Here is a 25840-nt window from a genome sequence, read left to right on the forward strand (position 1 = left end):
TGTGCGTGGCCAACTGGCCGGCGCCGCGGCGCCACCCCTGGCGCACCCTGCTGCAGGCGCGCGCCATCGAGAATCTCTGCCCGGTGATCGCCGTGAACCGCGTCGGCGAGGATGCCAACGGGCTGCCCTACGCCGGCGACTCCATGCTGATCGACGCCAAGGGCGAGGCGCTGATCGACGGGCCGGAGGGCAAGGCTTTCGTCACCACCGGGACCCTGTCGCTGGACGATCTCAGGGGTTTCCGCGAGAAGTTCCCCGCCTGGCGGGATGCCGACCACTTCACCCTTTCCGATGGAGTCGGCTTCTGATGCGTCTGGATCGTTTTCTCGCCGAGACCACCGAACTGACCCGCAGCCTGGCCAAGAAGGCCCTGCACCGCGGCGAGGTCAGCATCGACGGCGAGATCGTCAAGAACCCCGCCCTCCAGGTCGATGAGGCCAGCCGAGTGACCTGGAACGACGAGCCGCTGGCGCTGGTGGGACTGCGCTATCTGATGCTGCACAAGCCCTCCGGGGTGGAGTGCACCGCCCGGCGCACCCTCTACCCCCGGGCCATCGATCTGATCGAGCTGCCCAAGGGGGAGCGTCTGCAGACGGTGGGCCGCCTGGACGTGGACACCACCGGCCTGGTGCTGCTCACCGATGACGGCCAGTGGTCGCACCGGGTCACCTCACCGAAGCACCGCTTCGGCAAGGTCTACCGGGTGACCCTGGCCGAGCCGCTGGAGGGCGAGGCCCTGGAGTGGGCCGCCGCGGCCTTCGCCGAGGGCGTGCGGCTGGATGGCGAAGAGAAGCCCACCCGCCCGGCGGAGCTTTCCATGCGCGAACCGACCGTGGCCGAACTGACCCTCTTTGAGGGCAAGTACCACCAGGTGAAGCGCATGTTCGCTGCCATCGGCCACCACGTGGTAGCCCTGCATCGGGCATCCATTGGCCCGCTGGCGCTGGGCGACCTGCCCGCCGGCGAGTGGCGCGAACTAACGGCCGACGAGATCGCCGCGTTCTAGGCTCTTGTTCTTATACCGTTATCTTCAGATTCTCTTCCCAGTTCAAACAGCGTTGCCGTCTTGCCGCCAGCACCGTGGCAGTAATCAAAAACCACCGCGATCAGGCGCCAGCGGGCGAAAGCCTCGCGGCGGCCACCAATGCGCGGGTGTAGTCGCTCCTGGGATTCTCCAGCACCTCCAGGCAATCGCCTCTCTCCACCACTTCTCCCTCCTTGAGCACCATGATGCGGTGGGCCATGGCGCGCACCACGGCCAGGTCGTGGCTGATGAAGAGATAACTCAGGCCGCGGCGTGCCTGTAGGTCGCGCAGGAGGGACACCAGCTGCTTCTGGACGGTGCGGTCCAGCGCCGAGGTGGGCTCGTCGAGCACGATCAGTTCGGGTTCGAGGATGATCGCCCGGGCCACGGCGATGCGTTGGCGCTGACCGCCGGAGAACTCGTGGGGGTAGCGGTCGGCGCAGTCGGCGGGAAGCCCCACCTCGGCCAGGGTCTCGGCCACCCGGCGAGCCACCGCGACCTCCGTGAGCCTCGGCTGATGAAAGCGCAGCCCCTCGCTGACGATCTCCGAGACGGGAAGCCTGGGCGAGAGTGACCCGAAGGGGTCCTGGAAGACGATCTGCACCCGGTGGCGCAGCCGGCGCAGGGCGCCGCCGCTGAGGGTGTCCAGACGAGTGTCGCCGAAGGTGATCTCGCCGTGGCTCTGGGTAAGACGCAGCAGCGCCAGGGCCAGGGTCGTCTTGCCGGAACCGGATTCGCCGACGATGCCCAGGGTCTCGCCGGGGGCCAGGGTGAGGTCCAGCGGCATGACCGCTTCAAACGCCGGCGGGCGCTTCATGAACAGCTTCTTGGGGCGCTGGAAGCTGACCCCGAGGCCGCGGGCCTGAAGCAGCGGCTTACCGCTCGGTACCGCCACCGGGCGGCCCTCCGGCTCGGCGTCGAGCAGGGTGCGGGTATAGGCGCTGGCCGGTGCGTCGAAGACCCGCGCCACCGCTCCCGTCTCCTGCTCGCGCCCCTGATAGAGCACGCAGACTCGATCGGCGTGGCGCCGCACCAGATTGAGGTCGTGGGTGATGAACAGCATGCCCATGCCGTGACGGTCGCGCAGCTCCGCCAGCAGGGCGAGAATCTCCTGCTGCACGGTGACGTCCAGCGCCGTGGTGGGCTCGTCGGCGATCAGCAGCGCCGGGTCATTGGCGATCGCCATGGCGATCATCACCCGCTGGCGCTGGCCGCCGGAAAGCTGATGGGGCCAGACGTCGATCAGCTCCTCGGGGCGCTGCAGCTTGACCTGGGCCAGCAGCTCGATGATCCGGGCGCGGGCCGCGCGACCGTTGAGCCCCTGGTGCAGGCGCAGGGTCTCCCCGATCTGCTTGCCCACGGTGTGCAGCGGGTTCAGCGAGGTCATCGGCTCCTGGAAGATGAAGCCCACCCGACCGCCCCGCACCCCCCGCCAGTCGCGTCGCCGCAGCCGGGAGAGGTCGGTGTCGCCTAGCCAGCGAGCGCCGCTGACGGCGGCATTGCCCGGCAGCAGGTCCATGGCGCCCAGCGCCGAGACCGACTTGCCGGAGCCGGATTCGCCCACCAGCGCCAGGGTCTCTCCGCGGTTCACGATGAGCGAGAGCCGGTCCAGCACGGTGACGCCGTCGAAGGCGACGGAGAAGTCTTCAAGGCGCAGCAGCGGGGAGCGGGACGTGGGTTCAGGCATCGGTCTGGCTCCTGGCGACGGCCGTGGGGGTGGCGGCATGCTGGACATGGCGGGGGTCGAAGGCGTCGCGCAGCCCCTCGCCGATGAACACCAGCAGCGACAGCATCAGCGACAGGCTGACGAAGGCGGTGATTCCCAGCCAGGGGGCGTGCAGGTTGTTCTTGCCCTGGGCCACCAGCTCGCCCAGTGACGGCGAGCCAGGGGGCAACCCGAAGCCCAGGAAGTCCAAGGCGGTCAGGGTGGTGATGGCGCCAGTGAACAGGAAGGGCACGAAGGTGAGGGTGGCCACCATGGCGTTGGGAAGCACATGGCGCCACATGATCAGCCGTGGTGGCAACCCCATGGCCCGGGCGGCGCGCACGTACTCCAGGTTGCGGGCGCGCAGGAACTCGGCACGCACCACATCGACCAGTCCCAGCCAGGAAAACAGCAGCATGATGCCGAGCAGCCACCAGAAGCCCGGCTGCACGAAGCTGGCCAGGATGATCAGCAGGAAGAGCACCGGCAGCCCCGACCAGATCTCGGTGAAGCGCTGGCCGATCAGGTCGGTCTTGCCGCCGAAGTAGCCTTGAATGCCGCCTACCAGCACCCCCATCACCAGTGAACCGGCGGTGAGTACCAGGGCGAAGGCCACCGAGAGCCGGAAGCCGTAGATCACCCGGGCCAGCACGTCGCGGCCCTGGTCGTCGGTCCCGAGCCAGTGGCGGGCGTCCGGCGGTGCGGGCGAGGGCTGCATCATCTGCATGTCCAGGGTCTGGTAGGAAAACGGGATCGGCGGCCACAGTGCCCAGCCGTTCTCCTCGATCTGCGCTTGGACGAAGGGGTCGTGGTAGTCCGCAGTGGTGGGCAGGAACCCACCGAACTCGGTCTCCGGGTAGTCCACCAGCAGCGGCACGTACCACTGGCCGTCGTACTGCATCACCAGCGGCTTGTCGTTGGCGATCAGCTCGGCGCCGATGCTCACCACGAACAGCACCAGGAACAGCCACAGCGAGACCCGGGCGCGGCGGTTGGCCTTGAACACTGCCAGGCGGCGGCGGGTGATGGGAGAGAAGCGGTCCGTTCGGAACGTGAAAAGGGTCTGGAAGAAAGCGGCCATCGGCTCAGGACTCCCTCGTCTCGAAGTCGATGCGCGGGTCCACCCACACATAGGTCAGATCGGAGACCAGCTTCAGCAGCAGGCCGATTAGCGTATACAGATAGAGCGTGCCGAAGATCACCGGGTAGTCGCGCTGCATTACCGCCTCGAAGCCGAGCAGGCCCAGCCCCTCGAGCGAGAAGATCACCTCGATCAGCAGCGACCCGGTGAAGAAGATCGCGATCAGGGCGCCGGGCAGGCCGGCGATGATGATCAGCATGGCGTTGCGGAACACGTGGCCGTAGAGCACGACGCCGTCGCTTGCCCCCTTGGCCCGGGCGGTGAGCACGTACTGCTTGTGGATCTCGTCGAGGAAGCTGTTCTTGGTCAGCATGGTCAGGGTGGCGAAGCTGCCGATGGTCATGGCCACCACCGGCAGGGTGATGTGCCACAGGTAGTCCTTGACCTTGCCCCAGGCAGTGAGCTCGTGGAAGTCCGGCGAGGTGAGCCCGCGCAGCGGGAACAGATCCCAGTAGCTGCCGCCGGCGAACAGCACGATCAGGAGGATCGCGAACAGGAAGCCGGGGATGGCGTAGCCGACGATCACCAGCCCCGAGGTCCAGACATCGAAGCGTGATCCGTGGTGGAGCGCCTTGCGGATGCCCAGCGGAATCGAGATCAGGTAGACCAGCAGCGTGGTCCATAGCCCCAGCGAGATCGACACCGGCAGCCGCTCGATCATCAGCTCCACCACGGGGCGGTCGCGGAAGAAGCTCGTGCCGAAGTCGAAGGTGGCGTAGTCGCGCATCATGCCGAGGAAGCGCAGGTGGGCGGGCTGGTCGAAGCCGAACTGCGACTCGAGCTGTTCGATGAAGCGCGGGTCGATGCCGCGGGCGCCTCGGGATTCATCGCGCACCATCACCTCGCCGCCGGCCTCCAGTCGCGTGCTGGCCATGGCATCGGCGCCCTCGAAGCGGGCCAGCATCTGGTCAATGGGGCCACCCGGGGCAGCCTGCACGATGATGAAGTTGAGCAGCATGATCCCGAACAGAGTGGGGATCATCAGCAGCAGGCGACGCAGAATGTAGCGACTCACGAGGGCGGCTTCCTTGTTCGTGTCCGGGGCGGCGTCAGCGGCGACGCAGGCGCTGGTTGATCTCGTCTTCCTGCTCGGCGTCCACCCACCAGGCGGCGAGGTCCATGCCGTACTCGGGGAAAGGCTCGGGCCAGCCGAACTTGTCCCAGATGGCGATGCGGGTCTCGCCGGAGTAGTAGTGGGGGATCATCGGGAAGCGCCAACGCAGCACCCGGTCCAGGGCGCGGGCGGTGTCGTTGAGTTGATCGCGGCTGTCGGCGCGGATCAGCCGATCCACCAGGTCGTCCACCACCGGGTCGGCCAGGCCCATCAGATTGCGGCTCTGGGGCGTCTCGGCGGCGGCGCTGGTCCAGAAGTCACGCTGCTCGTTGCCGGGGTTGTTCGACTGCGGAAACTGACCGACGGTCATGTCGAAATCGAAGCTGCGCAGGCGGTTGAGGTACTGGTTGATGTCGACGATGCGGATGCTGCCGCGGATGCCCAGGCGCGCCATGTTGCGCAGCATCGGCTGGGTGACCCGCTCCATGCCGGTATCGAACAGCAGCACCTCGATGGTCAGCGGCTGGCCCGTCTCGCTGTGCACCAGGCGATCCCCTTTCACCCCATAGCCGGCTTCGCGCAGCAGGTCCAGCGCCAGACGCAGCCGCTCGCGCAGCTCAAGCGGGTGGTCGAAGGGCAACGATTCATTGAACAGCCGCTCGGGCAGCTCGTCCCGCCAGGGCTCAAGCAGGGCCAGCTCGTCCCCCTCGGGCAGCCCGGAGGCCGCCATCTCGGAATTCTGGAAATAGCTCTCGGTGCGCCGGTAGGCATCGTAGAAGAGATTGGCGTTGAGCCAGGGGAAATCGAAGGTCAGCGAGAGCGCCTCGCGCACTCGGGGATCGCTGAAGCTGTCGCGGCGCAGGTTGAAGATGAAGGCCTGCATGCGTGCCGGCTGGCCGTCCGGCACGGCCAGGCGCTTTACCAGGCCGTCGCGGTAGGCGGGGAAGTCGTAGCCAATCGCCCAGGTGGCGGCGCGGGCATCGATGCGGTAGTCCAGCACGCCGGCCTTGAAGGCCTCCCAGGCGATGTCGCGGTCGCGGTAGTAGTCGTAGACCAGCCGGTCGATATTGTGGCGGCCGCGCTTCACCGGCAGGTCCCGGCCCCAGTAGTCGGGATCGCGCTCGTAGACGATGCGCCGGCCCGGGTCCATCTCGCCGATGCGATAGGGACCGGAGCCGGGGTGGGCGGCCAGCGTCGGGGCGGTGAAGTCGTGCTCCTGCCAATAGTGCCTGGGCAGCACCGGCAGCTGGCCGACGATGAGCGGCAGCTCCCGGGAGTGCACCTCGGCGAAGTCGAAGCGCACGGTGTGGTCATCGAGTGCCGTGACGCGCTCCACGTCGGCGTAGTAGGCGCCGTAGAAGGGGTTGCCCTGCTCGGTGAGCAACTCGAAGCTGAACACCACGTCGTGGGCGGTGAGCGGTTCGCCGTCGTGGAAGCGTGCCTCGGGGCGCAGGTCGAACTCGATCCACTCTCGGTCCGCGTCGAGGCGCATGCCGGAGGCGAGCAGGCCATAGACCGAAAAGGGTTCGTCGGGATTGCCCTCTACCAGGGTGTCATAGATCTCGAAAAGCCCCGCGGCCGGGGTGCCACGGATGATGAAGGGGTTGGTGGAGTCGAAGCTGCCGCCCACGGCCGCCTGAGTCAGGGTGCCGCCGCGGGGCGCCTCGGGATTCACGTGGGGGAAGTGGGCAAACCCCTCCGGCAGCGCCGGCTCATCGTAGAGGGCCAGACCGTGAACGGTGGGGATTTCGTCCGGGGTGGCCGCCGCCGCCGGGTGAGTCGAGACAGCGGCCATGAGAACGGCCACAGAAGCCGCCGTCAGCAGGTAGGCCAGGGGCAGGCGGCGCAGGGCGACGGGCATTGGCGACATCCTTGGTCGGTGGCAGCCGGCCCGCAGTGGGACCGGCAGTAGTCGGCCAATAAGGTGTCAGGCCCTCGACGGCTTGGCAAGCCTCTCGACGCCGCTCCCGTCGTTGCTCCCCTCCTTGCTAGCGAGAGGCAATGCTCTCACGGGGCAGGTCGAGGACCTGGCCGGGCTGTAGGACGTCGCCGCTGAGACCGTTGGCCTGACGGATCTGGGAGACGCTTACGCCCTGGCGGGAGGCGATCGCCGACAGGCTGTCGCCGTTCTGCACCACATAGGTGCCTTCGCCGCTGCCGGCCGGCGAGGAAGGTGTCACCAGGCGGGCCATCAGGGTGTCGGCACGGTCGGCCGGCACCAGCAGGACCCTGGCCTGACCGGGGTGGGCGGTGCCGTTGCCGAGGGCGGGATTAAGCTCGGCCAACTCGCCGCGGCTGGCGCCGGAGAGGCGGGCTGCCTCGTCCAGGCCGAGCGGGCGGTGCACGGGGATCTTGGCGAAGGCCGGCGCGTCCTCGATATCGGGGAGGGCGACCCGGTATTGGTCAGGATCATCGATGATGGCGGCGATGGCCTTGAGCTTGGGGACGTAGTTCATGGTCTCCCGGGGCAGGGAGAGGCTCCAGTAGTCCCCGGCCTTGCCGCTGGAGACGGCGTTGCGGCGGGCCCGGTTCACGGTGCCGGCACCGGCGTTGTAGGCGGCCAGCGACAGCTCCAGGTCGCCTTCGTACCACTGGTCGGCCTGAAGTTCGATGTAGTCCAGGGCGGCGCCGGTCGAGGCGACCACGTCGAGGCGGCCGTCATAGCCCCGTGCCCGACGCAGGCCCAGGGCGTCGCCGGTGCCGGGCATGAACTGCCAGAGCCCCGCGGCGCCACGGTGGCTGCGGGCGGTGGGGTCGAAGGAGCTCTCCACAAAGGGAATCAGGGCGATTTCGCCTGGCAGGCCGCGTGCCTCGACCTGCTCGACGATCCAGGCCAGCCAGGGGCGGGCGCGCTCTGTGATCTCGACGATGTTGTGCGGGCTGGCGCGGTAGTGGTCGATCCACTGCTGGACCCGCGGCTCATCGAGGCTCTCCTGCCACTGGAAGCTGGCGCGCAGCCGGCTCCAGGCATCGCGCGGCTCCAGCGCCAGGGCATCCCAGAAGTGCTGTTCAGTCGGCAGTTGGCGGGTCTGGTGTGTCGATGTCGCGGCGAACGGGGCGTTCTGGCGCTGCTCGGGGTTCAGGGTCGCGGCCTGGCTGTAGACGCTGCCGGCCAGCAGTGAGCCTAGCAGGGTAGTGGTGCTGGCAAGGCCTATCAGCATGCGTCGCTTGGTGTGGTAGGTCATCCGGAAGAATACCTCCTGGTCGTGTGCGGTCCCGCCGACAGCGGGGCAAACCGCATGACGTCCAATCGGGGCAAGGTCAAAAACTGTCTTTCCAGCGTCGCAGCGTGGCGAAGGTAGCCACGTCGCTGTCGGTGTCGCCATGGGCCGAGGCGGACTGTCGCACGCCGACATCCTGGCAGCGCAGGAAAGGATTGATGCGCTTCTCGCGGGCCAGGGAGCTCGGCAGCGTGGGGCGGTCGAGTTCCCGGGCGCGCTGGCACTCATCCATTGCCTTGGCCACATCCGAATTGTGGGGATCCGCGGCCAACGCGAAGCGCAGGTTGGCCAGGGTGTATTCGTGGGCGGCGAACACCAGGGTGTCATCGGGCAGCGCCGCCAGCTTGCCGAGCGATTCGTGCATCTGCTCAGGAGTGCCTTCGAACAGTCTACCGCAGCCGGCGCTGAACAGGGCATCGCCACAGAACAGCAGCGGAGGAATGCCGGCGGTGAAGAAGGCGATATGATCCAGGGTGTGCCCCGGCACCTCATGCACCTCGAACAGCCGGCCCATGGCGCGAAACTCATCATTCTCGCCCACTCGCTCGTCGATACCGGCGAGTTTGGGGTTGTCGGGGCCGATGACACGAGGCGCATAGCGCTCGATCAATGTCGGCAGACCGCCGGTGTGATCCTGGTGATGATGGGTGATCAGCACCGTGGAGAGGGTCAGTCCCTCACGCTCGATCAGCTCGATGACAGGGGCGGCATCGCCCGGGTCAACCACGCAGATTTCGGAACTCGTATCCTGGCGTAGTAGCCAGATATAGTTGTCGCCAAAGGCGGGAATCGGTGTCACGCTCAACATGGGAATGGCGTCCTGAATGGGCATGAACGGGTCGCAAAATCCGTCCAGAATGGAGGAGCCTGCTGTCGATGTCAATTTCCCCTACGGTTTCGTCTCTGGCCGCGCTGGTGCGTGAGGGTCGCCGCTTCTGGGTAACCTCCGGCGGTCAGGCGGTACGCCAGGCCGAGCGCGCCTGCCTGGGCCCGGTCTGCGAGCGACTGTTCGGCGTCCACAGCCTCGAGCTCGGCATGGATGGGCCCCTGGCAGACATGTGTCCGGTGCGCCATCCCATGGCCTGGGCCCCGACCCGGGAGTTGGCGGAGCATCCTGCCACCCTGGTCTGCTCGCTGGAGGCGCTGCCCCTGCCCGATGCCTGCCTGAGCCTGGTGGTGATCCACCATCTCCTCGAGGTGGCACCCGACCCCCATCGCGCGTTGCAGGAGGCCGCCCGGGTAACCCGTGACGACGGACGGCTCATCATCTTCGGCTGGATGCCGCTCTCGGCGGGGGCCTTGCCGCGGGTCATGCCCGGCCGTCGGCGTCGCCTGCCTTGGCGCGGCCAGTGGCGCACCCCGGCGCGCCTGCGCGACTGGCTGACATTTGTGGACTTCGAGATCGAGCGGGTAGACTACTGCGGCTTCCATCTGCCTGGCGCGCTGCCCTGCAACGCGGCCCTCGAGACCCTCGGGCGGCGCCACAATCTGCCGCTGGGCGACAGCTACATGATCCAGGCGAGTCGGCGCCCCCAACTGGCGCAGAGCCAGGGCTCGCGGCTCGGATTCGCCACGCCCTTCGGCGGCTCCGCCTTGGGCGCGACCCGGCTGGGCCAGTCGCGTTCCCTGCCCGACCCCTACCCCTCCAACGATCAGGAAAGGATGACAGAGGTTGACTGAGACGGTTATCGAGACAGTTAACGAGACGGGGGCCGACGCCTTGCCCGAGGTGATCATCTATACCGACGGTGCCTGCCGCGGCAACCCCGGCCCCGGCGGCTGGGGCGCCCTGCTCAAGAGCGGGCAGCATGACAAGACGCTGAACGGGTTCGAGGCCCGCACCACCAACAACCGCATGGAGTTGATGGCGGCGATCATGTCGCTGCGCGAGCTCAAGCGACCCTGTCGCGTTCAGCTGTGGACCGACTCGGAGTACCTGCGTCGTGGCATCACCGAGTGGATTCACAACTGGGTCAAGCGTGGCTGGAAGACGGCCGGCAAGCAGCCGGTGAAGAACGCCGAGCTGTGGCGCGAGCTGCTCGAGGAGACTCACCGTCACCGGATCGAGTGGCACTGGGTCAAGGGCCACAGCGGCCATCCCGGCAACGAGCGCGCTGATCAGTTGGCTAACGAGGCCATCGATGAGTCTCGCACCCGGGCCTGAGCAGCGCGTCGTAGTCCCTATTTCTTGAGGCAGAGAGTTCGTCATGCGTCAGATCATTCTCGATACCGAGACCACTGGCATCGACCCCCGGGAAGGCCACCGCCTGATCGAGATCGGGGCGGTGGAGATGGTCAACCGCCGGCTCACCGGCAACTCCTATCACCAGTACATCAACCCTGAGCGGCAGATCGAGGCCGAGGCGGTGGGGGTGCACGGCATCACCGACGAGCGGGTGGCGGGCGAGCCGCTGTTCGCCACCATCGCCGATGCATTCTGGGCATTCATCGAGGGCGCGGAACTGGTCATCCATAATGCTCCCTTCGATGTCGGGTTCATCGATCACGAGTTCGATCGGCTCAACCGGGCGCGCGGCGAGCCGCGGCTGGGGCCGGTCGCGGCGCACTGCGGGATACTCGATACCCTGGTGATGGCCCGCGACAAGCACCCGGGCCAGCGCAACAGCCTCGACGCCCTGTGCAAGCGCTACGAGATCGACAACGGTCACCGGGTGCTGCACGGCGCCCTGCTGGACGCCGAGATCCTGGCCGATGTCTATCTGGCCATGACTGGCGGCCAGACCGCGCTCTCCCTGGACGCCTCCGGCGCGGGCGAGAGCGGCGCGGCCGGCAGCGGCGGGATGGCGATTCGCCGCCTCGCGTTGGCGCCGGGTCGCCTGACGGTGCTGTCCCCCAGCGAGCAGGAGTTGGTCGCCCATCGTGCCAAGCTGTCGAAGATTCGCGAGGCGGCCGGTGAGTGTCACTGGGACCGCATGGGCGAGGGGGTGGTGCACTGATGTTGCGCCGTGAGCTGCCCCTCCAGGCGTCGGCCGGGCGGGTCATTCACCTGGCCCAGGGGCGCATCGCCCCGGGGCCGGATGGCGACCTGCTGCAGCCGCTGCAACCCTGGACAGTGGCCATGCAGCCGCTCTGCTACTGGAATGACGAGCCGGTAGCGCTGTTGCTGGAGGCGGTGCCGGGGGAGGGTTGGCAGGACGGGCGGGGCTGGCTGGCCACGTTACCGGAATCGCACTTCGCGTTGCTCTCCACTGCCCTGCAGGTGGGGGCCTGGCTGCGTGATCACCGCTTCTGCGGGCGCTGTGGCGCCCCGGCCGAGCGTCTCGATGCCGAGTTCGCCATGCACTGCCAAGGTTGCGGCCATCGCAACTACCCGCGCATCTCGCCCTGCATCATCACCCTGGTGACCCATGGCGATGCCCTGCTGCTGGCGCGCAGTCCGCGCTTTCCGCCGGGGCGTTATTCGACCCTGGCCGGCTTCATCGAGCCCGGCGAGTCCGCCGAGGAGGCGGTGCGCCGTGAAATCTTCGAGGAGGTGGGGCTGCAGGTGGGCAGGGTCCGCTACTTCCGCAGTCAGGCCTGGCCCTTCCCGCATTCGCTGATGCTGGGCTTCTTCGCCGAGGCGGCCAGTCGCCGAATCCGCATCGACGGCGTGGAGATCATTGACGCGGCCTGGTACTCGCCACGGCGCCTGCCGTCGCTGCCGCCGCTCTATTCGATCTCGCGGGCGCTGATCCAGACGCACCTGGACGAGGTGGCGGCGCACTAGACGTATGGCGTCAAGAGCGTTGCGCCAGAAATGCATCGGTCCGCTGGTGGCGGCCCGAATGGGGAGTCCAACAGCGGGGCTCAGCTTGCGGGGAACAGGCTGGTCAGCTTGGTGGCCAGCATGACGTTGCCGGTGGCCTTGAGCTTGCCGGTCATGAAGGCGGTCATGCCGTTGACCTCGCCGTTCATGATGCCCTTGAGAGTGTCGGTGTCCATGCTGAGGCTGACGGAGGGGTCGTCATGCTCGCCCTCCTGGACCTCTAGGGTGGCGTCCTTGATCACCAGGTAGTGGCTGCCGGCATCGCAGAAGTGAAACTGGAAGACGTCATCCATGCCCTGGGCGGCCTGGGCGTCAAAACGGGAGGTCAGCTTGTCGAGGGTGGAGAGGCTCATCGGGATTCCTGGCGTGTGGGGGGGGGGGGGTTGCCTTTCAGGTTATTTCAAACGATTGTTTCATTCAAGTGCCTTGACGCCGACGAGAGCGCCTGGCGTCTCGGTCCGCTCAGGAAGAGACGCCCGGACGAGACCATTCGCCCGAACAGGGAGAGGAGAGACGCATGAACGATTGGCTGGCCGATTTCGGTATGTTTCTGGCTCAGCTGGTGAGCCTGGTGGTGATCATCGCCCTGGCGGTGGCGCTTGTGGCCCGGTTGCGCGGCGAGGCCACCGATCGCACCCGGCTGCGCCTTGATGAGCTCAACGACACCCGCGACTACCGCCGCCGGCGCCTGACCCTGGCCGCCTGTGAGCCCGGGGCGCGCAAGCGTCTCATCAAGGGCTTTCGCCGCGAGGACAAGGCCCGCGACAAGACCGGTCGCAAGGGGGAGGCGGGGCGGAAGCCCATCGCCTGGGTGATCGATTTCCACGGGGATATCCGCGCCAGTGCCACGGGGCGACTGGCCGAGGAGGTCTCGGCGCTGATCGAGGCCGCCGACAACGGCGACGAGGTGATCGTCCGGCTGGAGTCGGCCGGCGGTCTGGTGCACGCCTACGGGTTGGCGGCCGCCGAGCTTGACCGACTGCGCGAGGCGGGCCTCAGGACCACGGTGTGCGTGGACAAGGTGGCCGCCAGCGGCGGCTACCTGGTGGCCTGCGGCGCCGACCAGCTGCGCGCTGCGCCCCTGGCGGTGGTGGGCTCCATCGGCGTGGTGGCCCAAGTGCCCAACGTGCATCGCCTGCTCAAGCGCCACGATATCGATGTGGAGGTGCTGACCGCCGGACGCTACAAGCGCACCCTCACCGTGTTCGGGGAGAACAGCGAGGAGGGACGCGAGAAGTTCGTCGACGAGCTGGAGGGCGTCCACGAGCTGTTCAAGCGTCACGTGGCCGAGCGGCGCCCGGCGCTGGATATCGAGGCGGTGGCCACCGGGGAAACCTGGTATGGCCGCGACGCCCTCGAGCAGGGCCTGGTGGATGCCCTGGGCACCAGCGAGGCCTACCTGGTGGAGCGCATGAAGGACGCCCGGGTCATCCGGCTGCGCCTGGAGCCCCGCCGCCGACTGGCGGATCGGCTGGGGGCAGCGGTCTCGATTGGCGTGGAGAGGGCGCTAGAGAAGGGCCTCGAGGTGCTGGAACAGAGCCCGCTGCGCCGCCATTAGTCGGCCAGCCCCAACTGGCCGAGGGCATCGATGATTGTCCGGGCGCTGTCGCCCTGCCAGGAGTAGTAAATGGTCTGGGACGCCCGCCGGGTGGTGACCAGGTTCTCCCGGCGCAGTATCGCCAGATGCTGGGAGAGTGCCGACTGGCTGAGGGTCAACTGGTTGTTGAGCTCGGTCACCGAGAGCTCCCGCCCGTCGAGCAGACACAGGATGCGCAGCCGGTTGTCGTTGGCCATGGCCTTGAGCAGCGCCGTGCTCCGGTCGATGGCGGCGTCACCCCCGGCGAGGAGGCGCGCTGATGTGCTGTTGGAATTGCCCATGTCGATTCCCCGCGCTGGTCAGGCCATCCTTTCTGCTCGATGGCGAGCGTGCTTTCCTGATTTAGCACTTGATTAAAGCATAGACCAACTGACTGGGAGAGGGAGGGGGGCTCCTCACCATTGAGTGAGGGTTGGCTCAACGCCATGTTGTTGACAATGTGGCTCGGGATATCTCCACCTTTTGTCGAAAGTTAGCCTATCGTATGAGGGCGTCGGCGGCGAAGTGCATTACAGTGTCAACAATCATTCGATGTCACTGACCTGCCACGGGACGATCATGAGCACCTACGCCAACGAATTTCGCCGCTCCATCGAGCAGCCGGAGAGCTTCTGGGCCGAGCAGGCCCATCGTATTCCCTGGTTCAAGGCCCCTACCCAGATTCTTCACTACGACGAGGCCAACCACGCGCGCTGGTTTGCTGACGGCGAGCTGAACATCTGTCACGCGGCGCTGGACCACCACGTGGAGCAGGGGCTCGGCGATCAGCCGGCGATCCTCTGGGACTCGCCGGTGACTGACAGCAAGCGCACCCTGACCTATCGGGAGATGCGCGATCAGGTCGCCAGCTTCGCCGGTGCCCTCAAGGGCCTGGGCGTGGAGAAGGGCGACCGCGTGGTGATCTACATGCCCATGGTGCCGGAGGCGCTGGTGGCCATGTATGCTTGCGCGCGCCTGGGGGCCGTGCACTCCGTGGTGTTCGGCGGCTTCGCCCCCCACGAGCTCGCCGTGCGCATCGACGACGCGACGCCCAAGGTGGTGGTGGCGGCCTCCTGCGGGGTCGAGGTCAACAAGGTGCTGCCCTACAAGGGGATCATCGACTCGGCCATCGAGCAGAGCGGCCACAAGCCCGATGCCTGCGTGATCTTCCAGCGCCAGCAGTACACCGCCGAGCTGGGGGCTCGCGACCACGACTGGGCGACCCTGATGGCACAGGCCGAGCCGGCCGACTGTGTGCCGGTGAAGGGCACCGATCCGCTCTACGTGCTCTATACCTCCGGCACCACCGGCAAGCCCAAGGGCGTGGTACGCGATACCGGCGGCTACGCGGTGGCACTGGCCTACTCCATGGACGTTATCTATGACGTGGCGCCCGGCGAGGTGTTCTTCTCGGCCTCGGACGTGGGCTGGGTGGTGGGCCACTCCTACATCGTCTACGCACCGTTGCTGCGCGGGGCCACCAGCGTGGTCTACGAGGGCAAACCGGTGAAGACCCCGGATGCCGGCGCCTTCTGGCGGCTGATCAGCGAGTACCAGGTGAAGAGCTTCTTCACCGCGCCGACGGCGTTTCGGGCCATCAAGAAGGAGGATCCGGACGGCAAGTTGCTCGAGCAGTACGATATCTCTTGCATGAAGGCGCTGTTCCTGGCCGGTGAGCGCCTCGACCCGCCCACCTTCCACTGGCTCGACGACCTGCTCGACGTGCCGGTGATCGACCACTGGTGGCAGACGGAGTCCGGCTGGCCCATCGCCGCCAACCTGCATGGCCTCGAGCCGATGCCCACCAAGGCGGGCAGTGCCACCGTGCCGGTGCCGGGCTTCGACGTGCAGATCCTCGACCGCGAGGGCGAACGGATGGGGCCAATGGAGCAGGGCAGCGTGGTGATCAAGCAGCCGATGCCGCCGGGCTGCCTGGTGGGGGTCTGGGGTGACTCGCAGCGTTTCCACTCGGCCTACATGGCGGCCTACCCGGGCTACTACCTGACCGGGGACGGGGGCTACGTAGACGAGGACGGCTACCTGTTCATCATGGGCCGGACCGATGACGTCATCAACGTGGCCGGCCATCGACTCTCCACCGGGGAGATGGAAGAGGTCGTCGGTGCCCATCCGGTGGTGGCCGAGTGTGCGGTCATAGGCATCCACGATGCCCTCAAGGGGCAGCTGCCCATCGGCCTGGTGATTCCCAAGGATGGGTTCGAGGGCCGTGAGGAGGACCTCGAACAGGAGCTGATCGCCCTGGTGCGTGAGAAGATCGGCCCCATTGCCTGCTTCAAGCAGGTATTGGTGGTGGATCGCCTGCCCAAGACCCGCTCCGGCAAGATCCTGCGCAAGTTGTTGCGCAGCATCGCCGACGGCAAGGAGTTCGGCATCCCCTCCACCATCGACGACCCGGCCAGCCTGCAGGACGTGCACGAGGCGATGAAGGCCCGCGAGGTGGGCGCCGCCCACGAGGCGCGCCAGGTCTGATCGCTCGGCAGCCGTCTCGGTATCCGCCCCCGACGGCATCCGCGATAGCCGTACCCTCCATGACGCCGCCCTTCGGGGCGGCGTCTGCGTGGATGGGCATGGCCAGCGGCGGGCGCGGTCCGTATAATGCCCGACCGCACGCTGCCCCCGGCAGCCCGTTCCACGAGGGTTCCCTCACCCCTCCTGAAAAAAAGGATGCCGCCATGTTTGTGCTTTCCGATACCCAGCAGCGCCGCCTGCTGGTGATGCTGATCACCTTCCACATCGCGGTGATCGCCGCCAGCAACTATCTGGTGCAGTTGCCGTTCACCCTGTTCGGCTTCCACACCACCTGGGGGGCCTTCAGCTTTCCGTTCATCTTCCTCGCCACCGACCTGACCGTGCGGCTGTTCGGCAAGGATCCCGCCCGCGCCATCGTGATGCGTGTCATGCTGCCGGCGCTGGTCATCTCTTACGTGGTGTCGGTGGTGTTTCCGCGGGGCAGCTACGCCGGCCTCGAAGCACTGGGGGAGTGGAACCTGTTCGTGGCGCGCATCGCGGTGGCCAGCTTCATGGCCTACCTGCTGGGCCAGCTTCTCGATGTGCACGTGTTCGATCGCCTGCGCGGCCTCAAGGCCTGGTGGGTGGCGCCGGCGATCTCCACGTTATTGGGCAACCTGGCTGATACCTTCGCCTTCTTTTCGATCGCCTTCTACAACAGCCCCGACCCCTTCATGGCGGCCAACTGGCTGGAGATCGCCTGGGTCGACTATGTCATCAAGCTGATCATCAGCCTGCTGTTCTTCGTGCCGCTGTACGGCGTGCTGCTGGCGACCCTGAGCCGTCGGCTAGTGGCGGCCACCGAAGCCCAGGCGTCGGCCGCCTCGGTGGCCCGACCCCGTAACTGACGTTGGCCGGGGAACCGGCCGAGGAGATAGTGCCATGCCCGTAGAGCTCAACTATCAGGACACCGGCGGCGATGGTGTGCCGCTGGTGGTCATCCATGGCCTGTTCGGCAGCGCCGACAACTGGCGCTCCCACGTCAAGGCGTGGCAGGAGACGCTCCGCGTGGTCACCGTGGACCTGCGCAACCACGGCCGCTCCCCCCACGCCGAGGGCATGGGCTACGACACCATGGCCGAGGATGTGATCCAACTGCTGGATCGCCTGGCGATACCGCGCGTCCATCTGCTCGGCCACTCCATGGGCGGCAAGGTGGTGATCACGCTGGCCCGGCTGGCGCCTGCGCGGGTGGCCTCGCTGATCGTCGGCGACATCGCCCCGCTGGCCTATGGCCACGACCACGACACGGTGTTTGCCGGCCTGCGCCGCCTGGAGGATGGCCGGCCGGCCAATCGCCACGAGGCCGACGCCCTGCTGGGCGAGCATGTCAAGGAGCGGGCGGTTAGGCTGTTCCTGGCCACCAACCTGGAGCGTGTCGAGCAGGGCGGTCTCAAGCTTCGCCTGGGACTCGACGAGATCCAGGACGACTACGAGACCATCATGGGACCGCCGGCGGGCGAGGGCACCTTTCCGGGGCCGACTCTGGTGCTGCGTGGCGCTCATTCCCACTACGTCACCGATGAGATGCTCCCTGCCCTGAGGGAGGTGCTGCCAGAGGCCGAGGTGGTGACCCTGGACGCGGGCCACTGGCTGCATGCCGAACAGCCCGAGGCCTTTCGCGAGTCGGTGGAGGTCTTTCTCGCCCGGCACGCGGCCTAAGCAAGGGGGGCGGGCCCGGTCTGGCGGGGCAGGGTGACCAGCGTCAGCCGTTCGGCGCTCTCACCGTCGAGGAATCGGCGCAGGATCCGGTAGGTGTCCACGTCGAAGCGCCCCCTAGCGTCATCGGGCTCGGCAATCTCGTTGAGCCCCGCGAGGGAATCGGTGCTGGCCAGGTGGCACCAGTGGTCCACCAGGTGCCAGGCCTGCGCGTCCGTGGGACCCCGCTCGCCGATGGCCAGGCGCCCCTCCCAGGGCCAGTGATGGATCTGTAGCCGCGACAACGCCTCCCTGGCGCGTGCGGCGTGCTCTGTCGGGGACTCAACGCCCCGGCAGGCGCCTCGGCAGCGGCCCAGCTGGCTGGCAAAGCATGCACCGCGTCCCGCTTCAAGCCCAAGCAGGCGGAGGCAGAGTCGCTGGTCGGCAGCGATCTGGCGCAACGCCTCCTTGGCATCCCGGGCGCTGCGGAACAACCCCATCATCTCCTCGGCCTCCCTGCCGGTGAGGGCATGGGCGCGACGCAGTTCGGGGCGGCTGGCGCCTTGCGGCCAGGACCACCCCGTCAGTCGCCCGGCGCGGCGCAGGCGCCGGTTCAGAATCGGCTGGCGCTCCTTGACCAGTCGCGCCTCGAGCAGCTGTGCGCCCAGGTCGCCGGCCGTCTCCTGCCAGTCGATGCGACGCACCTGCTGGGCCAGACGCATTTCGCGCTCCTCGCGATGGTCGGCTTGGAAATGGCTCATGACCCTGGCCCGCAGGTTCACGCTCTTGCCGATGTAGAGGGGCAGGTCGTTCTCGCCATGCATCAGGTAGACCCCGGGGGTCTGGGGGAGAGCCTGGATCATGCCCGGGTCGAGGTGGGCCGGCAGGCTGGGTAGGCGGCGCTGGCGCTGTGCCTCTTCCTCCAGCCGCGCGGCGGAGTGCTCCCTTTGCCAGCACTGCCAGAGGGCGAGCAGGGCCTCGGCGTCGGCCATAGCGTGGTGGCGGGTGGCTGACGCGATGCCGTGGCGTTCCAGCAGGGCTGCCAGATTGTGCTCGCGATGCTGTGGCGCCAGGCGCCGCGAGAGCCGCAGCGTGCAGATCACCTCGGCGCTGAAGTCCCGACCGGCCCGCCGGTAGGCGTTACGCAGGAAGCCATAGTCGAAGCGGGCGTTGTGGACGACCAGCGGGGCGTCCGCCAGCCACTTACTGAGCTCTGAGGCGATCTCGCTGAAGGTGGGGGCATCCTCGACCATGGCGTCGTGAATCCCCGTCAGCTCGCTGATGGGCGCGGGGATGCGCATCTCGGGGTTGATCAGGCGGTGCCAGCGGGCGGTCACCACGCCCTGCTCGAGGCGCAGGGCGGCGATCTCGGTGATGCGGTCCCGGGTGGTGCGTATCCCGGTGGTCTCGAGGTCGAGGAAGATCAGTGGGCCATGCATCAGGGCGCGCCCAGGTCGACGGCAAGCTTCTCCACCGGCGTGAGGGTCTCGAGCAGGCCCCGCTCGTGCAGGAAGGCCTCGAAGCTCGCGTAGCCGCCATGGTCCAGGGCGGCAGGGCGGGCACTCAGGCGCAGCAGCATGGCCAGCCAGGTGTCCCGGTTCGCCGGGGTGTCCAGGGTAGGCTCGTTTTCGGCCAGCAGCGCCCAGGCCGCCTGTGGATGCTCCAGGATCCAGGCGGAGGCCTCGGTCAGGGCCTCGAGCAGCCGCCGCAGGCTCTCCTTCTGGGCACCGAGCCGGTCGCGGTTGGCCACCAGGATCAGCCCCTCATGGCGCGGTATGCCGTGCTCCTCCAGCGCCAACAGCCGCGTGGTCACGCCCTCGTCGCCCAATCGCCGTGGCAGCGCGAGGCGCTGCGGTGTCATCACGCCGTCCAGTTCCTCATCGACCATCTGGATGACGGCACTGAAATTGACGTCCACCAGCTCCAGCTCCTCGAGGGTAATACCGTGGGGCTTGAGCAGTGCGGGCAGCAGCAGCTCCCGACTCTCCTCCATTGAATAGCCGATTCGCCTGCCCGCCAGCTGGGCCGGCGACTCCATGATGCCGTCGTCTCGCAGCAGCAGCCCCGCCAGGGGAAGGTCGACCAGGGTGCCGACCCGAAGTAGCGGCAGCCCGCGATCCACCTGGAGATGCAGCAGCGGCTGGCGACTCACGGCCAGGTCGATGCGGCCGGAGGTCAGCAGCCGGGTCGGCAGGGTGGGGTCGGCGGGGGTGGTCAAGGTGACCTGCAGGCCATGTCGAGTGAACGTGCCCCGGTGCTGGGCGATCAGCAGGGCGGCATGCTGGGGGCCGGGATACCAGTCGAGCATGATCTCCAGGGGTTTGAGCGGCGGCGGCTCGAGTGGCTGGGGGGGCATGAGCGTCACCCTGGGGCCCTGCTCGACGACCGCGGCCGGCGCGCTGACCTCGTGAACCGGCGCTGTGCCATCGGGTGCCATGGCGGCGTCGGCGTCCCTCTCGCCGGTATCGTCGGCAGGGGATGGATGCGTCTCGGCATCAGCCTCCCGGGGGAATACCTGGGCCATCTCCGTGATCTGATCGTCGATGTCTGCCTCAAGCGCCGGGATCTGGAATACCCTGACGCGGGTATTCAGCCCGTCCGGGCGGCGTTCTGGCACGGTCAGGGGCTCGGCCTCCCTGGCCTCCTCGGCCACCACGGTCGGGGCTCTCGTCATCAGCGCCGCTGCGGTCAGCGTTGCCATCAGCAGGGTGAGGGCGGAGACGACGACGGACGGGAACCTGGGAGGGGCGGGATCGGGCATGCGGGGGCTCCGGCAGTGATGTCGGTACGCGACCGGCCGACGGCAGCAAAGTGTATCCGTTGCCGGGAAGGGCTGACCAGTCCTGCCGGCGGCGTCGCACCGCTGCGGGCCTCGTGCGATAATGCCCGGTAAGCCGCAACGAGGATGCCATGGATACCGTCAATACCCTCTTCATACTCAGCGGCCTACTGATCGGGCTCAGCGTCCTGGCCAGCCGTCTCTCCAGCCTGGTGGGATTCCCCCTGCTGCTCATCTTCCTGGGGTTGGGCATGCTGGCGGGGGAAGAGGGCTTGCTTGGCATCCAGTTCGACGACTATTCCCTAGCCTTCGTCATTGGCCACGTGGCGCTGGCCATGATCCTGCTGGACGGTGGGCTGCGTACCCGCCTCAAGACCTTTCGGGTCGGCTTTCGCCCGGCCCTGTCCCTGGCCACATTGGGCGTCTTCATCACTAGTGGGATCGTCGGCGTATTGGCCATGTGGATCTTCGACCTCAGTCTGATGCAGGGACTGCTGGTCGGCGCCATCGTGGGCTCCACCGATGCCGCGGCGGTGTTCTCGATGCTCAGTGGCCGCGGTGTCAACCTCAATGAGCGGGTGGGCGCGACACTCGAGATCGAGTCCGGCACCAACGACCCCATGGCGATCTTCCTCACCCTGGTGCTGGTGGAGATGCTGGTCGGGGAGCTGAGTGGCACCGTTGATACCCTGCTGCTGCTGGTTCGGCAGTTCGGCCTGGGGATGGTGATCGGGGTGGGCGTGGGTTGGCTCAGCGGCAAGCTGCTGCGTTGGGTAGACCTCGCCCCCGGCCTCTATTCCCTGATGGCCCTCGCCCTGGGCTTCGGTGTGTTCGGCATCACCAGCTTCCTTGGCGGCAGCGGCTTCTTGGCGATCTATCTGGCGGGGCTGATGATCGGTAACCAGCCCGGGCGGCATATCAACTTCATCCTGCCGGTTCACGACGGCCTGGCCTGGCTGAGTCAGATCGGGCTGTTCCTGGTGCTTGGCCTACTGGTCAACCCCCATGAACTGTTCGCGGTTGCGCTTCCCGCCAGCCTGGTGGCGCTGGCGCTGATCTTCGTGGCCAGACCTCTGGCGGTGCTGATCAGCATCAAGCCCTTCTTCAAGTTTCGTTGGCGGGAAATCGGTTTCATCTCCTGGGTGGGCCTGCGCGGTGCCGTGCCTATCGTACTCGCGATCTTCCCGGTGATCGGCGGGGTGGAGAACGCCTCGCTCTATTTCAACGTGGCCTTTGCGGTGGTGCTGCTCTCGCTTCTGATCCAGGGAGGCACCCTGGGGTGGATGTCGAGGCTGATGCGGGTGCAGGTGCCGACCTCCGTGACCCCGAACCGGCGTGGCCCGCTGGGCATTCTCCCGGAGAACGACTTCGAGATGTTCGTCTACGAGGTGGAGAACTCAGACCTGGAGGATGTGCCGATTCGCCTGCTGCGCTTTCCGTCCGGCGCACTGATCTCGGCACTGTTCCGCGATCATGTGATGTTGCACCCCAAGGGCAGCACCCGCCTGCAGCTGGGCGATGTGATCTGCGTGATCGGCCGCAGTGAGGATCTGCCGGCGCTGAATCGACTCTTCAATGGTGATGCCAAGCTCAAGCAGGAGCGCGCCTTCTTCGGTACCTTCACCTTCGACGGTGAGGCCCGCATGCAGGATATCGGCGACGCCTATGGCTTGACGCTCAGCCCGGCGGAGAAAGACATGACCCTGGCGGAGTTTATCTCCCTGCGGGTAGGCGGGCACCCGGTGGTGGGGGATGACGTGGACTGGCACGGCATTCACTGGGTGGTCAGCGAGATGGAGGGCAACCTTGTGACCAAGGTGGGCCTGAGGCTCTACTGAGTCGTTGCTGCCTGCTGGCGAATCTCGACGCTGACTTCCACGGAGGCTTCCGGCGTCGCCAGCCACATCATGCCATCCTGAAGCGTCGCATTGAGTTCCATTCCCCTGGCCGCCAGGCGGCCGAGCTCGGTTACGCTCTGCGAATCGACGTCGATGACGGTGAGGTTGGACAGGCTGCTCAGCTTGCCTTCCAGCGGTTCCCACCAGAGTCGCGATCCCTGGCCGCCATAGGTGTAGATCACCACCTGGTGCGCACGGCCGCAGGCCCGGCGAATCTCCCGTTCATCCGGTTGACCGAGCTGAATCCACAGCTCAATCTCGCCAGTAAGACTCCTTCGCCACAGGTCCGGCTCGTCATCGGCGCTGACGCCGCGCCCGAAGGCCAGGTCCGGATGGGCGTGACGCGCAAACGCCAGCAGACGCAGCATCATGCGCTCGTCGGTCTCGGACGGGTGGCGGGCGACGGTCAGCACATGCTCGCCGAAATAATGACGGTCCATGTCGGCGACCTGCAGCCGCGCCTTGCAGATGGTTGCCTTCAGCGCCATGGCGAACTCCTGAAAATGGTGGGCAGTATACGCGAAAACGTAACAGGCACCTGAGGCGCGCTGACGTGATATTCCGCCTTGTCGGCTGGGCGGATCAGGGGCACGGTGTCCTGCTTGTGCTCGGGGTAGAGCGACAGCATACCCGAGCCGGGTAGCTGGAGGCGATGCAGACGTTTTTTCCATTGGTCCCTATTGCCTTGCTTCGTGATAGCGTTGGCGTTGAAGCAACGATAATCGAGCTATCAACCGACATGGATGCCGTGCCATGAAAGCCCGCATGACCGCCGAGGAAGCATTTCGCCTCCTGGCCGATGGGATGTCGCGTACCGGAACGGAGGCGTTCTTTACCACCCTGGTGGAGCACCTGGCGGCGATTCTCGATGTCGACCATGCGCTGATTGCGCGAGTCGGCGATGACCGGCGGGCCCATACCCTGGCGGTGTGGTCCCGGGGCGCTTGCCGCCCCAACTTGAGCTATGACCTGGCCGGTACCCCCTGTGAAACCGTCAGCGGTCGGCAACCATGTCTCTACGCCTGCGATATCCAGCAACGCTTTCCGGATGATGCCCTGCTGAGGCAGCTCGACGCCGAGAGCTACCTGGGAGTGCCGCTGTTTGCCCTGGAGGGTCGACCACTGGGGTTGTTGGCGGTGCTCAAGAACACCCCGATGTCGCTTTCCGGGCTGGAGGAGGAGATCCTTCACATCGCCGCTGCGCAGGCCGGGGCGGAGATGGAGCGGGCTCAGGCTACCCTGGCGCTGCGCGACAGCGAGGCCTGTGCCCGAGAGAGCGAACGGCGTCTGGATACGCTGCTCAACCACCTGCCGGGCATGGCCTATCGCTGCCAGAACGATCATGACTGGACGATGCTGGTGATCAGCCAGGGAGCCTTAGCCCTGACCGGCTATGCGCCGGACGCGCTGCTGCATAACCGCGTGGTGAGCTATGCCTCTCTGATCTACCCGCCCGATCAGCAGAAGGTGGTCGACGCCGTGGCGAGCGCGGTGGCACAGCAGACTCCCTTTCGCGTCATCTACCGGCTGCGGACGGCGAACGGTCAGCTGCGCTGGATGCTGGAGCAGGGGCAGGCGATCTACGACGCCCAGAGGGCGGTCACCTGCCTGGAGGGTTTCGTCACCGATATCAGCGAGCAGTACGAGGCCCAGCGCGTGCAGGCTGCCGTGGCGAGGGTGGCCTCGGCGGTCACTACGCGGATCGGCGATGACTACTTCCACCATCTGGTGCGCCACCTGGTGGAGATCCTGGAGGCCGATGCCGGGGTCATCGCCACCCTGGACACTACCCCCGAGACCGTGCTGGCGACAGGAGGAACCCCACCCAGCCACCTGAGCACCGTGAGTGCGTTTGCCGAAGGGCGCCCCCTCGACAACTACGCCTTCGACCTCATCGGTTCGCCCTTCGAGAGGCTGGTCGACACTCAGGAGGTCGCCGATCGGGAGGAGAAGCCGGCCTGGCTGCCCGGTGTGCACGGTGAGTATTCCGCCTGGATCGGGCGCCGTCTGGAAAATGCCCGCGGTCAGCCGGTGGGGGTGATCATGGTGCTCTACCGCGAGCCACCGGATACCAACGCCTTCGCGACCTCGGTGCTGCGCATTCTGTCGACGGGCGCCGCGGCGGAGGTGGAGCGCCGCCAGGATCATCGCCGCATGCGTCAGCTGGCCTACTTCGATGGCACCACGGGGCTGGCCAACCGGGTGCGTTTCATGGAAGACCTCCAGCAGATGCGCCGCATCGCGGAGCGCTGTCAGCAGCCCCTGGCCTTGCTGCTGCTGGATCTCCGCCGCTTCAAGGAGATCAACGACTTGCATGGCCACCAGTTGGGTGATCAGCTGCTGGCTACGGTCGCCGGCCGCCTGCACCGGGCGGTAGCCACGGGCGAGGCGCTGGCGCGGCTCTCGGGAGACGAGTTTGCCCTGCTGGTCCCGACCGCATCGCCCGAAGTCGTGGAGGCCAGCGTGGCCCGCATGCGCGATACCATTGGTCGGCCCATCCAACTCGGCCACCGCACCTTCTCGCTGAAGGTCTCGATCGGCCTGGCCCGCTACCCCGAGGACGCGCTGAGTGCCGGAGACCTGTTCAAGGCGGCGAGCATTGCCCTGTACCACGCCAAGCAGGAGGATGAGGGCGTCTGCCCCTTCACGGCCTCGATGACCCATGCCCTGGAGCGTCGCCAGCAGATGACCGAGCGTCTGGAACGGGCCATCGCCGAGGACGCCCTGGCCTTGCACTATCAGCCCCAGATCAACCTGCGTACGGGGCAGCTGACCGGCGCGGAGGCCCTATGCCGCTGGCATGACGACCAGTGGGGCTGGGTGAGCCCAGGGGAGTTCATCCCGCTGGCTGAGGAACGAGGCCTGATTCGCCCGCTGGGCGACTGGGTGCTGCAGCATGCCACCCAACAGCTGCTGGCGTGGCGCCGCACCGGGCGGAGACTGCCCGGCCGGCTGTCGCTGAACATCTCCGCCCAGCAGTTCGCCGACCCCCATCTCGCCGAGCATATCGTGCAGTTGACCCGTGGCCTGCCCACCTCGGCCATCGCCCTGGAGCTCACCGAAAGCGATTTCATGCGTGATCCCGAACAGGCGGTGACGATCACCCGAGCCCTGAACCAGGCAGGTATCACCCTTGCCATCGATGACTTCGGGACCGGCTATTCGTCGCTGGCCTACCTGCGACGGTTCGCTGCCGACACCTTGAAGATAGATATCTCGTTCGTGCGGCACATGCTGGAGAGCCAGCACGATCGCACCATCGTCGAGACCATCATGGCCATGGCCAAGGCACTGGGCATGACAACCGTGGCGGAAGGCGTCGAGACCGCCGAACAGGCTGCGGCCCTGACCGACATGGGCTGCGACGAGGCCCAGGGGTTTTATTTCGATCGTCCGCTCTCGGCCGAGGACTTCGCCGAGCGCTGGGGCGATCACCTGCACGACAACCCGAAGGATTCTAGATGACGCTGAACGTTAAGCGGGCCTCGGTGCTGCTGGAGTGTCTGGAG

Annotated in this window: 23 protein-coding genes; 12 read left to right on the top strand and 11 right to left on the bottom strand. The window is 67.0% G+C overall.

Going from position 1 to position 25840, the window contains the following annotated elements; all coding sequences use genetic code 11:
• On the top strand, positions 1-308 hold a 308-nt coding region (locus ACR80S_RS11220; protein WP_435403215.1), incomplete at its 5' end, for a nitrilase-related carbon-nitrogen hydrolase.
• On the top strand, positions 308-1006 hold the full coding sequence (locus ACR80S_RS11225) for a pseudouridine synthase (protein ID WP_435403216.1): 699 nt from the start codon (positions 308-310) through the stop codon (positions 1004-1006). The genes ACR80S_RS11220 and ACR80S_RS11225, both read left to right, overlap by 1 nt.
• A 100-nt stretch (positions 1007-1106) precedes the next feature.
• Here the strand turns inward: ACR80S_RS11225 and ACR80S_RS11230 are convergent, their stop codons facing one another.
• The 6 genes from ACR80S_RS11230 to gloB all read right to left on the bottom strand — a co-directional run bounded on the left by ACR80S_RS11230 (position 1107) and on the right by gloB (position 8953).
• Positions 1107-2711, bottom strand: a complete 1605-nt coding sequence (locus tag ACR80S_RS11230; protein ID WP_435399779.1) for an ABC transporter ATP-binding protein — start codon at positions 2709-2711, stop codon at positions 1107-1109.
• Positions 2704-3810, bottom strand: a complete 1107-nt coding sequence (locus ACR80S_RS11235) for an ABC transporter permease (RefSeq protein WP_435399778.1) — start codon at positions 3808-3810, stop codon at positions 2704-2706. Before ACR80S_RS11235 ends, ACR80S_RS11230 begins: the two co-directional genes overlap by 8 nt.
• Before the next feature lie 4 nt (positions 3811-3814).
• Positions 3815-4885, bottom strand: coding sequence for a microcin C ABC transporter permease YejB (locus ACR80S_RS11240; RefSeq protein ID WP_435399777.1), 1071 nt, complete (start codon positions 4883-4885; stop codon positions 3815-3817).
• A gap of 34 nt (positions 4886-4919) precedes the next feature.
• Positions 4920-6785, bottom strand: coding sequence for an extracellular solute-binding protein (locus ACR80S_RS11245; protein ID WP_435403217.1), 1866 nt, complete (start codon positions 6783-6785; stop codon positions 4920-4922).
• Between the two features lie 127 nt (positions 6786-6912).
• On the bottom strand, positions 6913-8109 hold the full coding sequence (locus ACR80S_RS11250; RefSeq protein WP_435399775.1) for a transglycosylase SLT domain-containing protein: 1197 nt from the start codon (positions 8107-8109) through the stop codon (positions 6913-6915).
• A gap of 76 nt (positions 8110-8185) precedes the next feature.
• On the bottom strand, positions 8186-8953 hold the full coding sequence (gene gloB / locus ACR80S_RS11255; protein WP_435400085.1) for a hydroxyacylglutathione hydrolase: 768 nt from the start codon (positions 8951-8953) through the stop codon (positions 8186-8188).
• A 68-nt stretch (positions 8954-9021) separates the two neighbouring features.
• Here gloB and ACR80S_RS11260 point away from each other — a divergent pair, with 68 nt between their 5' ends.
• From ACR80S_RS11260 to nudC, 4 genes are read left to right on the top strand one after another with little or no spacing between them, the layout of a single operon-like run.
• Positions 9022-9825 (top strand): class I SAM-dependent methyltransferase, encoded by an 804-nt coding sequence (locus ACR80S_RS11260; protein ID WP_435399774.1) that lies wholly within the window; start codon positions 9022-9024, stop codon positions 9823-9825.
• A complete protein-coding gene (rnhA, locus tag ACR80S_RS11265; protein ID WP_435399773.1) occupies positions 9818-10309 on the top strand; it encodes a ribonuclease HI in 492 nt (163 codons plus the stop codon). The genes ACR80S_RS11260 and rnhA overlap by 8 nt, the downstream gene beginning before the upstream one ends.
• A gap of 43 nt (positions 10310-10352) precedes the next feature.
• Positions 10353-11102 (top strand): DNA polymerase III subunit epsilon, encoded by a 750-nt coding sequence (gene dnaQ, locus ACR80S_RS11270; protein ID WP_435399772.1) that lies wholly within the window; start codon positions 10353-10355, stop codon positions 11100-11102.
• Entirely contained in the window at positions 11102-11872 is a 771-nt protein-coding gene (gene nudC / locus ACR80S_RS11275; protein ID WP_435403218.1) for an NAD(+) diphosphatase, read from the top strand. The genes dnaQ and nudC overlap by 1 nt, the downstream gene beginning before the upstream one ends.
• An 80-nt stretch (positions 11873-11952) precedes the next feature.
• On the opposite strand, the gene ACR80S_RS11280 is transcribed toward nudC, so the two are convergent.
• Positions 11953-12264 (bottom strand): SCP2 sterol-binding domain-containing protein, encoded by a 312-nt coding sequence (locus tag ACR80S_RS11280; protein ID WP_435399770.1) that lies wholly within the window; start codon positions 12262-12264, stop codon positions 11953-11955.
• Positions 12265-12428: 164 nt separating this feature from the next.
• On the opposite strand from ACR80S_RS11280, the gene sohB reads away from it, so the two are divergent.
• Entirely contained in the window at positions 12429-13469 is a 1041-nt protein-coding gene (gene sohB, locus ACR80S_RS11285) for a protease SohB (RefSeq protein WP_435403219.1), read from the top strand.
• Here sohB and ACR80S_RS11290 read toward each other — a convergent pair.
• Positions 13466-13789 carry an ArsR/SmtB family transcription factor gene (locus ACR80S_RS11290; RefSeq protein WP_435399768.1) on the bottom strand — a complete coding sequence of 108 codons (324 nt, stop codon included), beginning with the start codon at positions 13787-13789 and terminating at the stop codon, positions 13466-13468. The two genes, sohB and ACR80S_RS11290, sit on opposite strands and share 4 nt — an antisense overlap.
• A gap of 277 nt (positions 13790-14066) precedes the next feature.
• Here ACR80S_RS11290 and ACR80S_RS11295 point away from each other — a divergent pair, with 277 nt between their 5' ends.
• The 3 genes from ACR80S_RS11295 to ACR80S_RS11305 all read left to right on the top strand — a co-directional run bounded on the left by ACR80S_RS11295 (position 14067) and on the right by ACR80S_RS11305 (position 17678).
• Positions 14067-15977, top strand: coding sequence for a propionyl-CoA synthetase (locus ACR80S_RS11295; protein ID WP_435403220.1), 1911 nt, complete (start codon positions 14067-14069; stop codon positions 15975-15977).
• 203 nt (positions 15978-16180) lie between these two features.
• Positions 16181-16864 (top strand): 7-cyano-7-deazaguanine/7-aminomethyl-7-deazaguanine transporter, encoded by a 684-nt coding sequence (locus ACR80S_RS11300; RefSeq protein WP_435399766.1) that lies wholly within the window; start codon positions 16181-16183, stop codon positions 16862-16864.
• Between the two features lie 34 nt (positions 16865-16898).
• A complete protein-coding gene (locus ACR80S_RS11305; RefSeq protein WP_435403221.1) occupies positions 16899-17678 on the top strand; it encodes an alpha/beta fold hydrolase in 780 nt (259 codons plus the stop codon).
• On the opposite strand, the gene ACR80S_RS11310 is transcribed toward ACR80S_RS11305, so the two are convergent.
• Both ACR80S_RS11310 and ACR80S_RS11315 read right to left on the bottom strand, forming a co-directional pair.
• On the bottom strand, positions 17675-19093 hold the full coding sequence (locus ACR80S_RS11310) for a 3'-5' exonuclease family protein (RefSeq protein ID WP_435403222.1): 1419 nt from the start codon (positions 19091-19093) through the stop codon (positions 17675-17677). The two genes, ACR80S_RS11305 and ACR80S_RS11310, sit on opposite strands and share 4 nt — an antisense overlap.
• On the bottom strand, positions 19093-20415 hold the full coding sequence (locus ACR80S_RS11315; protein ID WP_435403223.1) for an ABC transporter substrate-binding protein: 1323 nt from the start codon (positions 20413-20415) through the stop codon (positions 19093-19095). The genes ACR80S_RS11310 and ACR80S_RS11315 overlap by 1 nt, the downstream gene beginning before the upstream one ends.
• Before the next feature lie 149 nt (positions 20416-20564).
• On the opposite strand from ACR80S_RS11315, the gene ACR80S_RS11320 reads away from it, so the two are divergent.
• Positions 20565-22271, top strand: coding sequence for a potassium/proton antiporter (locus tag ACR80S_RS11320; RefSeq protein ID WP_435399762.1), 1707 nt, complete (start codon positions 20565-20567; stop codon positions 22269-22271).
• Here ACR80S_RS11320 and ACR80S_RS11325 read toward each other — a convergent pair.
• Positions 22265-22819, bottom strand: a complete 555-nt coding sequence (locus tag ACR80S_RS11325) for a YaeQ family protein (protein WP_435403224.1) — start codon at positions 22817-22819, stop codon at positions 22265-22267. The two genes, ACR80S_RS11320 and ACR80S_RS11325, sit on opposite strands and share 7 nt — an antisense overlap.
• Positions 22820-23084: 265 nt before the next feature.
• Here ACR80S_RS11325 and ACR80S_RS11330 point away from each other — a divergent pair, with 265 nt between their 5' ends.
• On the top strand, positions 23085-25796 hold the full coding sequence (locus tag ACR80S_RS11330; RefSeq protein WP_435403225.1) for an EAL domain-containing protein: 2712 nt from the start codon (positions 23085-23087) through the stop codon (positions 25794-25796).
• Positions 25797-25840: the final 44 nt, after the last annotated feature.

This window comes from Halomonas salsilacus (assembly GCF_051216275.1).
In the GTDB taxonomy this organism is placed as follows: Bacteria; Pseudomonadota; Gammaproteobacteria; order Pseudomonadales; family Halomonadaceae; genus Halomonas.

Coding starts and splice junctions, on each gene's coding strand:
- ACR80S_RS11325 (WP_435403224.1), bottom strand. CDS start 22,819: ATGGCGCTGAAGGCAACCATCTGCAAGGCGCGGCTGCAGGTCGCCGAC.
- ACR80S_RS11260 (WP_435399774.1), top strand. CDS start 9,022: ATGTCAATTTCCCCTACGGTTTCGTCTCTGGCCGCGCTGGTGCGTGAG.
- ACR80S_RS11300 (WP_435399766.1), top strand. CDS start 16,181: ATGTTTGTGCTTTCCGATACCCAGCAGCGCCGCCTGCTGGTGATGCTG.
- ACR80S_RS11310 (WP_435403222.1), bottom strand. CDS start 19,093: ATGCATGGCCCACTGATCTTCCTCGACCTCGAGACCACCGGGATACGC.
- ACR80S_RS11235 (WP_435399778.1), bottom strand. CDS start 3,810: ATGGCCGCTTTCTTCCAGACCCTTTTCACGTTCCGAACGGACCGCTTC.
- ACR80S_RS11320 (WP_435399762.1), top strand. CDS start 20,565: ATGGATACCGTCAATACCCTCTTCATACTCAGCGGCCTACTGATCGGG.
- sohB (WP_435403219.1), top strand. CDS start 12,429: ATGAACGATTGGCTGGCCGATTTCGGTATGTTTCTGGCTCAGCTGGTG.
- ACR80S_RS11305 (WP_435403221.1), top strand. CDS start 16,899: ATGCCCGTAGAGCTCAACTATCAGGACACCGGCGGCGATGGTGTGCCG.
- gloB (WP_435400085.1), bottom strand. CDS start 8,953: ATGTTGAGCGTGACACCGATTCCCGCCTTTGGCGACAACTATATCTGG.
- dnaQ (WP_435399772.1), top strand. CDS start 10,353: ATGCGTCAGATCATTCTCGATACCGAGACCACTGGCATCGACCCCCGG.
- ACR80S_RS11245 (WP_435403217.1), bottom strand. CDS start 6,785: ATGCCCGTCGCCCTGCGCCGCCTGCCCCTGGCCTACCTGCTGACGGCG.
- nudC (WP_435403218.1), top strand. CDS start 11,102: ATGTTGCGCCGTGAGCTGCCCCTCCAGGCGTCGGCCGGGCGGGTCATT.
- ACR80S_RS11290 (WP_435399768.1), bottom strand. CDS start 13,789: ATGGGCAATTCCAACAGCACATCAGCGCGCCTCCTCGCCGGGGGTGAC.
- ACR80S_RS11230 (WP_435399779.1), bottom strand. CDS start 2,711: ATGCCTGAACCCACGTCCCGCTCCCCGCTGCTGCGCCTTGAAGACTTC.
- ACR80S_RS11315 (WP_435403223.1), bottom strand. CDS start 20,415: ATGCCCGATCCCGCCCCTCCCAGGTTCCCGTCCGTCGTCGTCTCCGCC.
- ACR80S_RS11330 (WP_435403225.1), top strand. CDS start 23,085: ATGAAAGCCCGCATGACCGCCGAGGAAGCATTTCGCCTCCTGGCCGAT.
- ACR80S_RS11280 (WP_435399770.1), bottom strand. CDS start 12,264: ATGAGCCTCTCCACCCTCGACAAGCTGACCTCCCGTTTTGACGCCCAG.
- ACR80S_RS11250 (WP_435399775.1), bottom strand. CDS start 8,109: ATGACCTACCACACCAAGCGACGCATGCTGATAGGCCTTGCCAGCACC.
- ACR80S_RS11295 (WP_435403220.1), top strand. CDS start 14,067: ATGAGCACCTACGCCAACGAATTTCGCCGCTCCATCGAGCAGCCGGAG.
- ACR80S_RS11225 (WP_435403216.1), top strand. CDS start 308: ATGCGTCTGGATCGTTTTCTCGCCGAGACCACCGAACTGACCCGCAGC.